The sequence below is a fragment of the Streptomyces sp. NPDC030222 genome, assembly GCF_055573115.1.
In genome coordinates, this window is the sequence record NZ_JBVICA010000002.1 from 407,616 (window position 1) to 420,747 (window position 13,132).

8 protein-coding genes, 1 tRNA gene, 1 other RNA gene and 1 pseudogene are annotated in these 13,132 nt (G+C 71.4%); 6 read left to right on the plus strand and 5 right to left on the minus strand.

What is annotated here, in order from left to right; translation table 11 throughout:
- Positions 1-95: 95 nt before the first annotated feature.
- Positions 96-2,363, plus strand: a complete 2,268-nt coding sequence (locus ACZ4Z5_RS04455; RefSeq protein WP_468256459.1) for a terpene synthase family protein — start codon at positions 96-98, stop codon at positions 2,361-2,363.
- Between the two features lie 153 nt (positions 2,364-2,516).
- On the opposite strand, the gene ACZ4Z5_RS04460 is transcribed toward ACZ4Z5_RS04455, so the two are convergent.
- Entirely contained in the window at positions 2,517-2,924 is a 408-nt protein-coding gene (locus ACZ4Z5_RS04460) for a YciI family protein (protein ID WP_468256462.1), read from the minus strand.
- 240 nt (positions 2,925-3,164) lie between these two features.
- Between ACZ4Z5_RS04460 and ACZ4Z5_RS04465 the strand changes: the two genes are divergently transcribed.
- Complete coding sequence (locus ACZ4Z5_RS04465) at positions 3,165-4,802, plus strand: helix-turn-helix transcriptional regulator (protein WP_468256465.1); 1,638 nt, start codon at positions 3,165-3,167, stop codon at positions 4,800-4,802.
- A gap of 157 nt (positions 4,803-4,959) precedes the next feature.
- Entirely contained in the window at positions 4,960-6,159 is a 1,200-nt protein-coding gene (locus ACZ4Z5_RS04470) for an NAD(P)/FAD-dependent oxidoreductase (RefSeq protein WP_468256468.1), read from the plus strand.
- A gap of 122 nt (positions 6,160-6,281) precedes the next feature.
- Here ACZ4Z5_RS04470 and ACZ4Z5_RS04475 read toward each other — a convergent pair whose 3' ends face one another.
- Positions 6,282-7,133 carry a CAP domain-containing protein gene (locus tag ACZ4Z5_RS04475; RefSeq protein WP_468256470.1) on the minus strand — a complete coding sequence of 284 codons (852 nt, stop codon included), beginning with the start codon at positions 7,131-7,133 and terminating at the stop codon, positions 6,282-6,284.
- A gap of 1,040 nt (positions 7,134-8,173) precedes the next feature.
- Positions 8,174-9,037 (minus strand): annotated as a pseudogene (locus ACZ4Z5_RS04480) (ATP-binding protein); the annotation flags it as partial.
- Positions 9,038-9,115: 78 nt separating this feature from the next.
- Between ACZ4Z5_RS04480 and ACZ4Z5_RS04485 the strand changes: the two are divergent.
- Complete coding sequence (locus tag ACZ4Z5_RS04485) at positions 9,116-9,310, plus strand: type II toxin-antitoxin system VapC family toxin (RefSeq protein ID WP_468256645.1); 195 nt, start codon at positions 9,116-9,118, stop codon at positions 9,308-9,310.
- On the opposite strand, the gene ACZ4Z5_RS04490 is transcribed toward ACZ4Z5_RS04485, so the two are convergent.
- Complete coding sequence (locus tag ACZ4Z5_RS04490; RefSeq protein WP_468256472.1) at positions 9,285-10,244, minus strand: phosphorothioated DNA-binding restriction endonuclease; 960 nt, start codon at positions 10,242-10,244, stop codon at positions 9,285-9,287. The two genes, ACZ4Z5_RS04485 and ACZ4Z5_RS04490, sit on opposite strands and share 26 nt — an antisense overlap.
- 194 nt (positions 10,245-10,438) lie before the next feature.
- Positions 10,439-10,526: transfer RNA gene (locus ACZ4Z5_RS04495), tRNA-Ser, on the minus strand.
- Positions 10,527-10,657: 131 nt separating this feature from the next.
- On the opposite strand from ACZ4Z5_RS04495, the gene ffs reads away from it, so the two are divergent.
- Positions 10,658-10,756, plus strand: an RNA gene (ffs, locus tag ACZ4Z5_RS04500) — signal recognition particle sRNA small type.
- A gap of 56 nt (positions 10,757-10,812) precedes the next feature.
- Positions 10,813-13,104, plus strand: coding sequence for a DNA polymerase III subunit gamma and tau (locus tag ACZ4Z5_RS04505; protein WP_468256474.1), 2,292 nt, complete (start codon positions 10,813-10,815; stop codon positions 13,102-13,104).
- Positions 13,105-13,132: the final 28 nt, after the last annotated feature.

The window sequence follows — 13,132 nt, forward strand, 5'->3', positions numbered from 1 at the left end:
TAGGGGTCGGCTGTGGACAGGTCGCGACATGGGTAGACCCGGGTGCCGCACCATGCGGGACAGACGCATGACACCCGACAGAAAGGCCGCGGACCGTGCCCCAGCCGTTTCAGCTGCCGGACTTCTACACGCCGTATCCGGCGCGCCTCAACCCACACCTGGAGCAGGCCCGCGCCCACACCAGGGAGTGGGCCCGCGGGATGGGCATGCTGGAGGGTTCCGGCATCTGGGAGACACAGGACCTCGAATCCCATGACTACGCCCTGCTGTGCTCCTACACCCACCCCGACGCGACGGCCGAGGACCTGGCCCTGGTCACCGACTGGTACGTGTGGGTCTTCTTCTTCGACGACCACTTCCTGGAGATCTTCAAGCGCACCCAGGACCGCGAGGGCGGCAAGGCCTACCTCGACCGGCTGCCCGCCTTCATGCCGATGGACCCGGAGACCGGCACCCCCGAACCGACCAACCCGGTCGAGGCCGGGCTCGCCGACCTCTGGACGCGCACCGTGCCCGCCATGTCCCGTGCCTGGCGCGAGCGGTTCTCCGAGAGCACGGTGAACCTGCTCAACGAGTCCCTCTGGGAACTGTCCAACATCAACGCCGACCGGGTCGCCAACCCCGTCGAGTACATCGAGATGCGCCGCAAGGTCGGCGGTGCCCCCTGGTCCGCCGGGCTCGTCGAGTTCGCCGCCCGCGCCGAGGTACCGGACGTGATCGCCGGCTCCCGCCCGCTGCGGGTGCTCAGGGACGCCTTCTCCGACGCCGTACACCTGCGCAACGACATCTTCTCGTACCAGCGCGAGGTCGAGGACGAGGGCGAACTCAGCAACGGCATCCTCGTCCTGGAGAAGTTCCTCGGCTGCACCACCCAGGAGGCCGCCGAAGCCGTCAACGACCTCCTGACGTCCCGCCTCCAGCAGTTCGAGCACACCACCCTCACCGAACTCGAGCCGCTCTTCGCCGAGCACGGCCTCGACCCGGCCGCCCGCGCCGCGGTCCTCGCCTATGCGAAGGGCCTCCAGGACTGGCAGTCCGGCGGCCACGAGTGGCACATGGTGTCCAGCCGCTACATGAACGAAGGAGCCCACGGCGGAAGCCCCGCCCTCCCGCCGTACCTCACCCTGCCCCTGGGCGCCCTGGGCCTGTCCGCGCTGAGCATCGGCCGCCCCACGACCCCGCGGGCCGAGGCGGCCAGGGCCCGCACCTTCACCCACGTCCCGTTCCACAGGACCGGTCCGTCACTGCTGCCCGACTTCCGGCTGCCGTTCGAGACCCGCCTGTGCCCGCACCTGGAGACGTCCCGCCGCACGCTCGTCGACTGGTCCGGCCGGATGGGACTGCTGGAGCCGCAGCCCGGCGTCCCCGGCTCGCACATCTGGGACGAACACAAACTCGTCGGCTACGACTTCGCGCTGTGCTCGGCCGGCCTCGACCCCGACGCGACCCTCGAAGAACTCGACCTCAGCGCCGCCTGGCTCACCTGGGGCACCTACGGCGACGACTACTACCCCGTCGTCTACGGCCGCACCAGGGACCTGGCGGGCGCGCAGCAGTGCAACGAACGGCTGGCCCTCTTCATGCCGCTCGACTGCGGCTCCACCCCGCAGGCCGGGAACGCCCTGGAGCGCGGGCTCGCCGACCTGTGGCTGCGCACCGCCGGCCCCATGGACCCCGAGGCGCGCGCCCGATTCCGCACCACCGTCCAGGACATGACGGACAGCTGGCTGTGGGAGCTCCACAACCAGGCGGCCAACCGCATCCCCGACCCCGTCGACTACATCGAGATGCGGCGCCTCACCTTCGGCGCCGACATGACGATGAGCCTGAGCCGCATCCGCAAGGCGGGCGAGATCCCGCCCGAGATCCTCGGCAGCGGCACCCTCCAGGCCCTGGAGAACGCGGCCGTCGACTACGCGACCCTGATCAACGACGTCTTCTCGTACCAGAAGGAGATCGAGTACGAGGGCGAGGTGCACAACGGTGTCCTCGTCGTGCAGAACTTCTTCGACTGCGACTACCCGACGGCCCTCGGGATCGTCGACGACCTCATGAACTCCCGGCTGCGCCAGTTCCTGCACATCAAGGAGAACGAGCTGCCGGTCCTCTGCGACGACCACGGGCTGTCCCCCGGGGCGCGTGCCGCTCTCGACACCCATGTGGCCGAGCTGCAGGACTGGCTCGCCGGCATCCTCACCTGGCACCGCGAGTGCCGCCGCTACCGCGAGGAGTACCTGAGCCACGACCCCCACCCCGACGGCGCCCACGAGGCCCCGCCCCTGCCCGGCATCCCGGCCGGCGCGGGAACGTCCGCCTTCCGGCCGCCCGTCCTCGCGACTCCGTCCCTGACCCCCGTGGGATGACGCCCGCCGGGAGCGGGCGGTGCCGGCTCCAGCAGTCCCATCCGGCCGGCCCGAAGTTCCCGTACCCCCGTAGTGCCCGTACCGCGTACGAGTGGCACGCGAGGACCTGCGGCGCGTGCCGGCGCAGCAGGTCCTCGACCTCGGACGTACGCGTCACACATCACCCTCGTCGATCGGCCGGATGACCACGGGGTACTCCGGGGAGCCCACCGGCACGGGGCACTGTGCGACCCGCGCGGCGATCTCCGTGACCCGTTCCAGGCTCGCGCAGTCCAGCACCCAGTAGCCGGCGAGCAGCTCCTTCGTCTCCCCGTAGGGACCGTCGGTGATCGCCGGCCGTCCGTCCTCGTCCGCCGTGACGAACCGGGTCCGGGCGGGCTCGACCAGTCCCTGCGCGTCGACGAGTTCCCCGGACTCGGCGAGATCGTCGTTGATCGACTCCATGTACGCGAACATCGCCCGCAGCTGGTCCTCGCTCCAGGCCGGGCTCTGCGGAGAGCCCTTGCCCTTCATCGCCTCGTAGTCCGCCTGCGAGCCCTGCACCATCACCAGGTACTTCATGACGTCGCCCCTTCCGGGAATGCCCTGCCGCCCCTCGTGGGCGACTCTCACAGGGGACGTCGGAGCGGGCAACGCGTTCTCGACACCTCGCGGGCGGAATTCCGCAGAACCACTCTCCCGGCCGCTTTCCGCGGACACGTCCGGCCACAAGGGACAGTCGCGCGGCGTGACCCGTAGGGGGAAGCCGCCTCCTGCGGGCAGGATCCGGCTTCCCCCTACGGGTCCTGGGAGACTGGATGCATGCACTCAGCCGCAACGCCGCACTCCGCGGACCCGGCGATGTCACGGGTCGAGTGGGGAGAGGCGTACGCGGAGCTGGCCGAGGCCGACCGGCACCGTCCGCTCGGCCCCGACGACCTGGAACGGCTGGCGCTCGCCGCCCACATGATCGGCAGGGACCGGGAAAGCGACGACCTGTGGGCCAGGGCGTACCACGCATGGCTGAGCCGCGGCGATGCGCCGCGTGCCGTGCGCTGTGTCTTCTGGCTGGGCATCGACCTGGCGGTGAACGGCGAGACGGCCCGGTGCACCGGCTGGACCGCACGGGGACGCAGACTGCTCGACACCGAAGCCGAGGACTGCGTCGAGGCCGGCTACCTCCTGGCCCTCGAGGGCTTCCACAGCTACTTCGCCGTGGACATCCCACGCTGCAAGGCCATGTCCGAGCAGGCACTCGCGTACGCCACGCGCTTCCGGGACACCGACCTGACGAGCTTCGCCCTGGTCTCCCTCGGCGACAGCCTGATCCGCCTCGGCGACCCGGCGCAGGGGGTCCGGCTGCTCGACGAGGCCATGGTCGCGGTGACGGCCGGCGAGGTGTCCCCGGTCGTCTCCGGACTCGCGTACTGCGCGGTGATCGCGGTCTGCCACGAGATCTTCGACCTGCGCCGCGCCCGGGAGTGGACGGACGAGCTGTCCCGCTGGGTCGCCGCGCAGCGGGAGCTGGTGCCGTACCGCGGTGTGTGCATGGCCCACCGCGTGGAGATCATGCGCCTGGGCGGCGACTGGACCGCCGCCCTGGACGAGGCGGACAAGGCCTGCCGGTGGCTCCGCTCCACGCCCTCCGCCCAGTCCGCGGACGCCGCCTACTACCAGCTCGGCGAGCTGCACCGGCTGCGCGGCGAGTACGAACGGGCCCGGCAGGCGTACCGCGAGGCGATCGGCTACGGGCACACCGCGCAGCCGGGGCTCGCGCTCTGCCTGCTGGCGGACGGGGACACGGAAGCCGCCGAGCACGCGATCCGCACCGCACTCGACGGAGCCGCGGACGCGCCGTCGCGCTGCCGGATCCTTCCCGCCTACGTCGAGATCACGCTCGCGTCCGGCCACACCGAGGACGCCCGCGCCGCCCAGCGGGAACTGGCGTCGGCCGCCGAACGACTGGACGCCCCCATGCTGGAGGCCCTCGCCGAGGCGGCGGAGGGCGCCGTACTGCTCGCCGAGGGCGACGCGCGCGGAGCCCAGGCCGTACTCGCCCGGGCAGTGGGCACGTTCTGCGCACTCGGCACCCCCTATGACGCGGCGCGAGCCCGGCTGCTGTTCGGCCTGTCCTGCCGGGAGGCGGGCGACGAGGTCACCGCCCGACTGGAGATCGAGGCCGCGAAGTCGGCCTTCCGGGACGTGGGAGCCACCCCCGACCTGCTGCGCGCCGAGGAGCTCGCGATCGGGGCCCCGGCCAGAGCCGCCGGCCTGCTCACGGCCCGCGAACTGGAGGTGCTGCGGCACGTCGCGGTGGGCAAGTCGAACCGGGCCATCGCCGGCGACCTGTTCCTGAGCGAGAAGACCGTGGCGCGGCACGTCAGCAACATCTTCCTCAAGCTGGGCGTGTCGTCCCGTTCGGCGGCCACGGCGTACGCCCACCGGCACGGCCTGGTCTGACCCCGCGCCGCATGGGTACGGCAGCCTCCGTGCCGCGTACGCAGAAATACCCACGTCCCGTACGGGACGTTTTCTCGAAGCGGTGACCCTGTCCCGCCGCCTAGCGTTCTCCTGAGAACCACACCAGAGGTGACCACGGCAGAGGCGAGGTGAGGTCATGACGACCAAGGTCTACGACGCAATCGTCGTCGGAGCACGTTGCGCGGGCGCTCCGACCGCGATGCTGCTGGCCCGCTCGGGCTACCGGGTGCTCGTCGTCGACCGCGCGACGTTCCCCAGCGACACGCTCTCCACGCACCTCGTCCACCCGCCGGGCATCGCCGCCCTCGACCGGTGGGGGCTGCTCCCGCAGGTCGTCGCCACGGGGTGCCCGCCCATCGACACGTACTCCTTCGACTTCGGTCCGGTCGCCTTCGAGGGGTCACCGGCCGGGCTCGGCTTCGAGGCCTCGTACGCGCCGCGCCGCACGGTCCTCGACAAGATCCTCGTCGACGCGGCCGCGGAGTCCGGCGCGGAGGTACGCGAGGCCTTCGCCGTCGAGGAACTGGTGATCGAAGGGGACACCGTCACCGGGATCAGGGGCCACGCCGCGGGCGGCCGGACCGTCACGGAGTACGCCCGTGTCGTCCTCGGAGCGGACGGCATCCACTCGCTTGTCGCGAAGACCGTGGGCGCGGTCCGCTACGCCGAGAAGCCCCGGCTCCAGTGCAGCTACTACTCGTACTGGGAAGGGCTGCCGGTGCACGGCCGCTTCGAGACATATGTGCGGCCGGACCGGGCCTTCGCCGCCTGGCCCACGAACGACGGCCTGACCCTGGTCATCTGCGGACTCCCGATGCGGGACTTCGCCGCGAACCGGAAGGACGCGGAGGCCGGCTACCTGGCCACCATGGCGCTCGTCCCGCCGTTCGCGGAACGGGCTGCCGCGGCCAGGCGCGTCGAACGGCTCGTCGGCACGGCCGTCCCGAACTTCTTCCGCAAGCCCTACGGGCCGGGCTGGGCACTGGTCGGCGACGCCGGATACCTCAAGGACTTCATCACCGCCCAGGGCATCCAGGATGCCTTCCGCGACGCGGAACTCTGCGCACGGGCCCTGGACGAGACCTTCAGCGGCAGACGTCCGTTCGACGAGGCCATGCGGGACTACCAGCGGAGCAGGGACCAACAGGTCATGCCCATGTACGAGTTCACCACCGAACTCGCCGCGCTGGACCCGCCCACCCCGGAGCTGCAGCACCTGCTCGCCGCGGTGTCGCGCAGCCGCCCGGCCATGGACGCCTTCGCCAGGGTCACGGCGGGGGTGACCCCGCCCACGGAGTTCTTCGCGGAGATGCACCGGACCGCCGGCATCGTCTGAAGGGCCGGGAGCGGGAAGGCGACGACGAAGGCGGACCGTCGGAACGAGTCGGAACGGTCCGGCCTTCGGCGTCGTGAGCGGCGGGCGCAGCCCGTCCGGGACCAGGTGTTCGTTGTCAGGCCTTATCGGGCGGTGCCGAAGTCCTGGGTCCAGTAGTTGTCGGGCTGCGCGAGACCTATGCCGATCTCCTTGAACGAGCAGTTGAGGATGTTCGCCTTGTGACCCGGGCTGGACATCCAGGCCGCCATGACGCTCTCGGGCGTGGCGTAGCCGTAGGCCACGTTCTCGCCGTACGTGCTCCAGGTGTAGCCGGCACGCGTGATGCGGTCGCCCGGGTTCGACCCGTCGGAGCCGGTGTGGGACATGTTCTTGTGGTCGGCCATGTCCTTGCTGTGGTCCTGGGCGGCCTTCGTCAGCTTGGCGTTCAGGGTGAGCGGGGAGCACCCGACCTTGCCGCGCTCGCTGTTGACGAGCTGGAGGACGCGGGCGGTGCTGCCGGTCGCCGGCGCGGGGGCGGCCGGTGCCGGGGCGGTGGGGGCCTTGGTCGCCGGGGCGGTGGGAGCTTTGGTCGCCGGGGCGGTCGGTGCCTTGGTCGCCGGGGCCTTGGTCACCGGTGCGGTCGGTGCCGGGGCCGCGGGCGTCTTCGAGGCGGGGGCGGTCGGCGCCGGGGTGGTGGTCCCGGGTGCGCTCGGGGACGGGGCGGGAGACTGCCACTGACGGGCGGCCCGCTCCTGGGTCCATCCGCCCTTCTGCTGCCATCCGCCCTTCTGCTCCCCTGTGCCGTCCTGGTCCCAGGCGGCCTGCCTCCACCGGCTCGCGGAGTCCGCACTCTGCCACTGGCCCTGGGGTCGGCTGCCCGCGTCCTCCTGGGTGTCCATGCAGGCCATGGCGGCGGAGGGAACACCCACGGCGCCGATGACGAGGACGGCGACGGCCGCCTTCCGGTAGTGCGTCTTCCTGCGGTGCTTCCTCATGCGTGACCTCACTCGGTGTTCGCGGAGCGCCTCCGGTGGGGGTCCAGCCCTGCACAGATCCCTTTGCCTGAGCTGCGGAGACGCCTTGCGGGCCGCCATTCTTAAAGCCCGTGTTTGCACAAGGCAACGGCCATGGGTACTAACCGGGGTCGTAGACGAGAGGGGCTCTTGAAACGTCCGCCCCGGCGTGCTGGCACCGTTTCCCGCGGCACGGACTCTCCTGGCGGCCCGTCAGATTCCTTTGTTTGCGCTGGGAAACATAAGGCGCAGGTGAGTGAGCTGAAGGCCCCGAGGTCCCATGCGGGCTATGTCTGTGTCAAGGCGGACAAAATCGCATATGTCGCCTGAGCGGTATCTACTAACCGGCGACCCAGGTGTCCGGGGAGACGTGACGGTTGTCACGAAGCAGCGGATTTCGTGGTGTCGCGCGTACGAATGTCCGGTTACGCACCTGGAACCGCCCGGTTGCGAAGGGTCGCCGTATCCGTCGGGGTGCAGGGCCGCCCAGCCGACGACAGGCTGGGGCCCTGACCGCTCCGTGGAGGAGCCGATCAATCCGCGGGAGCACGAGGCTGACCTGGCGGCGGGTGCCGCGAGCCCCTGAGGGTGCGCACAGTGCGGCTGCCCGAGCCCCGACCGGGTCATCGATCAGGTCATGGGCTGGGAGCGCGGCTGCGCCGCGAGCATGCGGGCCCGGTGCCGGCACGTGCCCGACCACCTGATGAAGGAGGTGGCCCGGAAGAGCGGAACGGCGATCCGGGGAGACCACGACACAGCCTTTGTGGACGAAGACCAGGGCGACGAAGGCTGACACACGTCGAAGGGCCCCACTGCGAACGCCCTTTCGGCATCGTGCCCGGCGAGGCCCTGGACGGTCGTGAGGGGTTGCCCCCAACACGCTCTCCAAATGTTCGTACGGGGGTCCGGCGGGGGTCGTACCCGTCCTGACCTGCGGCGGAGCGTTAGGGGTTGCCCCGTTCGAACGGGCCGGACGGGGGTGAATGCAACCAGAACTGCAACCACAGGAGTCCGGCTCCTGATCACGCCCTGCGCCAGGCGCCGAGCAGTTCTTCGGGTCCGTACGCCGCTTGGAGCCCGGAACATGCGGTCCCGTTGCGCGAGGCCGCCACGAGCGGTACAGGCTCGTCGGTGATCGCTGCCCGGTGCTTTTGCAGTGCCGCCAGGTCGTGGCTGTCGAACGCGGAGTTGTCGAGCCACTTGATCGAACCGAGGAAGAGCAGTTTCTTGGCCACCGGCTGCCGGTCGGCGCCCACCAGGTCGATTTCGACGTCATTGCTGCGGGTCCAGTACCCGCCGATCGCGGGGGCGGCGGGCAGGAGCCCGTCCGGCAGGAGGCGGGCGAGGGATTCCCGGACGAGGGGCTCGATCGCGCGCCCCCGCCAGCTCGTCCACTGCTCCTTGATCCGGCTCAGCGCAAGATCCCCCAGCATCCGCTCGATCTCCGCCATGTGCGGATCCAGAAACGCGAGCCAGAACCGGAGATAGGGGTCGGCCACGCGGTAACGGCGTTCCTTCGACGGTTTCAGCGAGAGGGGCAGCTCGGCTGCCACCACCCGCTTCCCGGTCAGGACGTCAGTGGCTCGGGTGAGAGTGGTGTGGGCGATGCCGCCCGCCGCGCGAGCGATGTTGGTGAAGGTTCTCTCGCCGCTCCCGATTGCCCGCAGGACCTCCCTGCTCATCGCCTGCGGTGGGAACTCCGCGGCGAGTGACCGCTCGGCGGAGACCAGCAGCGCCGAGATCGGGTTGTCGAGCGAGTCGCGGAGGAACTCCCAGATATCGGCTCCGGGCCGCCACTCCGCGCAGATCAGCGGAAGTCCGCCTGTGATCAGGGCGGCGTCGAAGGCGGCGGCCGGCTCGAGGTCGAGCATCTCGCCGATGTCGGCCCGGACCTGGCACGGCGTGCCGCTTTCGCGCTGGCGCTCGACGCCATTCGCGTTGACCACAGCGACCGGATCGCGGCCATCGGAGAACGGGAGGCCCTCGCGTACCTCGCCCTTCATCGGAAACTGAGGAGCGCCGGAGCCGGCATCGATCCGCCGGATGCGCTGATCGCCGCCACGGCCCTCGCGAACGGGTGGACCCTGGTGAGCCGGAACGTCAAGCACCTGGCCCGGACTGGCGCGCTTTTGCTCAACCCATGGGAGCACGAGGGCTGACCTGCGGGCGGTTGCGCGAGGCCCCGCGAGATCGGCTTCGCGGAAGATCTGCGCCGGGGCGCGGGGTGCCGTGGAAGACCTGGCTGGTGTGCCAGGAGCGGTGGTGCTCCGCCACGGGGTGGACGCCCGGCTGCGGGCCGATGAGCGGGCGGCCCGCGAGGGCTATGACGTGCTCGCGGGCCGCGGGGCTGCGCCCGACGAAGTGCTGCGAGACGAGGATGCGCTGGCCGTCGCCGACACCGAGGACGCCCTTGTCGAAGAGCTTGTGGTGCAGCGAGCACAGGCAGAGGCCGTTGTCGACGTCATCCGGGCCACCGAACGCCCACCAGCGCACGTGCGCGGCCTCCAGTCCGACCGGCGCCGCCCCGATCCGCCCGTCGTATCCGCAGAAGGCGCACTGGTACTCGTAGGCAGTCAGTACCAGCTCCCGCATCCGCCGGTCCCGCTGCCGCCGCGCGGACGACAACCAGCCCGTCTCTGCCTGCTCCAGCTCCAGTCCGATCGCTTCGCACAGTTCGCTGTGCAGGGAGGGCGGGAAGTGCTGCTCGAGCAGTACGCGCGCCATCCGGCCCAGCAGCGACGGCTCCCGTCGCAGTGTCGCCCGCAGTTCCGGCGTCAGCCGCCCCGCAGCCCTGGATGCCCGCAGCTCCCGCACCGCGCTTCCGGGGCTGCCGGGTCCGCGGTCGGTGCGCACTTCCCACACTCCGTCGCTGGCCAGGTGGTGGAAGGGGTAGGCGGGCGTTGTCCTGTTGGGTGGACCGTACTCGGCCAGCAGCCGCTTCAGGTCCTCCTCCACCGCGCTGTAGACCAGCTCGCCGTCGGCATCCTCCTGGAACCGGCTGAGGGCGTAAAGCAGGAGCAGCGGCTTGTGGGGAGCACGTGCCCCGCCCTTGGTCCACTGCCTCAACGTCGCGGCCCGCTCCAGCCAGTCCATGCTGGCGATCGTAGTCGCGCCCCACTGAGGGTCAGCTGGGCCAGTCACGGGCATATGTCTGGCGCCCTGCCGAGGGTGACATAGGGATTCGAGGGCGAATATCCGAAGTAGATGAGACCAAAACTGAGACCAAGCACGTCGAGGGGCCCCACCGCGAACGGTGGGGCCCTTCGACATCGTGCCCGGTGAGGCACTGGCGGAGGATACGAGATTCGAACTCGTGAGGGGTTGCCCCCAACACGCTTTCCAAGCGTGCGCCCTAGGCCTCTAGGCGAATCCTCCGCCGCAAACAATACAAGACGTTGAGGAGTGCTCGCGAACCCGTTCCCCGGGGTATCGGCCGAGGCGGGTCCCGGGGTGGGTACGGCGCGGTGGCGGGGTGCTTTCCGGGGTGCCGGATCGGGTAGGCTGGGCGCAGCCCCTCACGTGGCGCTATCTGACTGAACTCCCCCAGGGCCGGAAGGCAGCAAGGGTAGGTCGGCTCTGGCGGGTGCGTGGGGGGCGCTCGCGTTCCGGGGTTCCCCGGCGGCGGGGCCGGTTGTCCGTGGGCCCCGATAACCTCGTAGGTGTGTCGTCCCTTGCGCTGTACCGCCGCTACCGCCCGGAGTCCTTCGCCGAGGTTATCGGGCAGGAGCATGTCACGGACCCGTTGCAGCAGGCGCTGCGGAACAACCGGGTCAATCACGCGTACCTGTTCAGCGGGCCGCGCGGTTGCGGCAAGACGACCAGTGCGCGCATCCTCGCCCGCTGCCTGAACTGCGAGCAGGGGCCGACGCCGACGCCGTGCGGGGAGTGCCAGTCGTGCCAGGACCTCGCGCGCAACGGACCGGGGTCCATCGACGTCATCGAGATCGACGCCGCCTCGCACGGTGGTGTGGACGACGCCCGCGACCTGCGGGAGAAGGCGTTCTTCGGGCCCGCGGGCAGCCGCTACAAGATCTACATCATCGACGAGGCGCACATGGTCACCTCGGCGGGCTTCAACGCTCTGCTGAAGGTGGTCGAGGAGCCGCCGGAGCACCTCAAGTTCATCTTCGCCACCACCGAGCCGGAGAAGGTCATCGGCACCATCCGGTCGCGTACCCACCACTACCCCTTCAGGCTGGTCCCGCCCGGAACGCTGCGCGACTACCTGGGCGAGGTGTGCGCCAAGGAGGCCATCCCGGTCGAGGACGGCGTGCTGCCCCTCGTCGTGCGGGCCGGTGCGGGCTCGGTGCGCGACTCGATGTCCGTGATGGACCAGCTGCTCGCCGGCGCCGGCGCGGACGGTGTGACATACGCCATGGCGACGGCCCTGCTCGGTTACACGGAGGGCTCGCTGCTCGACGCCGTCGTGGACGCGTTCGCGGCCGGCGACGGCGCCGCGGCCTTCGAGGTCGTCGACCGGGTCATCGAGGGCGGCAACGATCCCCGCCGCTTCGTCGCCGACCTGCTGGAGCGGCTGCGCGACCTGGTCATCCTGGCCGCCGTGCCGGACGCCGCAGAGAAGGGTCTGATCGACGCCCCGGCCGACGTGGTCGAACGGATGCAGGCCCAGGCCTCGGTGTTCGGCGCCGCCGAGCTCAGCCGCGCCGCGGACCTGGTCAACGCGGGACTCACCGAGATGAGGGGCGCCACCTCGCCCCGCCTCCAGCTGGAACTGATCTGTGCGCGGGTGCTGCTTCCCGCCGCGTACGACGACGAGCGCTCCCTCCAGGCCCGGCTGGACCGGCTGGAGAGGGGAGCCGTGTTCGCGCCCGCGGGAGCGGGCCCCGCGATGGGGTACGTGCCGGGGCCCGAGGCGCATCCGCCGTTGCCGCCGGGCGGCGGCGTCGCTGCCGCCCGCGCTGCGGCGCGCGGCGGGAGCCCGGCCGACCACGGCGCCCCGGCGCCCGACGCCCAGACCCCGGTCGCTCCGGCACCGGCGACCCAGGCCCCCTCGCAGCCGACACAGCCCGAGCCGGCCGCCGCCGAAGGACCGCGGCCCGGTTCCTGGCCCACCGCGGCCCAGTCGGCGCCGGCCCCGGCCCCTGCCGCGCCGCCCCAGCCGTCGGCGCCGGCACCCGCGTCGCCCGCCCCTGGCTCCTGGCCCACCGCCACCGCACCCGGAACCGGCGGCGGCCAGGCGGCCGCCCAGCGCCCCGGCGCCTGGCCCACAGCGGCCGCGCCAGGACAGGGCAGGCCGACGACTGCGCCCGAGCCCGCCGCGACACCCGCACCGGCTCCCACGACGCCACCCGCGGCCGCAGCGGCACCGGCCGCCTCGCCCGCGATGGCTCAGGGCGCGGCACAGGTCCGGAACATGTGGCCCGCCATCCTGGAAGCGGTGAAGAACCGCCGCCGGTTCACCTGGATCCTGCTCAGCCAGAACGCCCAGGTCACCGGCTTCGACGGCAACACGCTCCAGCTCGGCTTCCTCAACGCCGGCGCCCGCGACAACTTCGTCAGCAGCGGCAGCGAGGACGTGCTGCGGCAGTGCCTCGCCGAGCAGTTCAACGTCCAGTGGAAGATCGAGGCCGTCGTCGACCCGTCGGGCGGCGGAGCACCCCAGCCGCAGCCCCAGACGGGTGCGAGCCGGCCCTTTGCGGCGCAGCCGCCCCGCCCGGCGGCCTCCGCGCCCGCGCAGTCGTACGCCCCCCCGACTCCTGCCGCGCCGGCCGGGCCCGCCCCGTCGGCCGCCGTGCCGGAACCGGCCGGGTCCGCCGCCCCCTCCGGGCCGCCGCCCGCCGCAGTCGGCGAGCCCGCGCCCGTCCCCGTCGCACCGGAGGACGACATCCCCGAGGAGGACGATCCCGACCTCGTCGAATCGGCGCTGTCCGGCCGTGAGCTGATCGTCCGCGAGCTCGGCGCCACCGTGGTGGAGGAATACACAAACGAGTAGGGGACACCGCTTCGGCGGCCCGTACAAG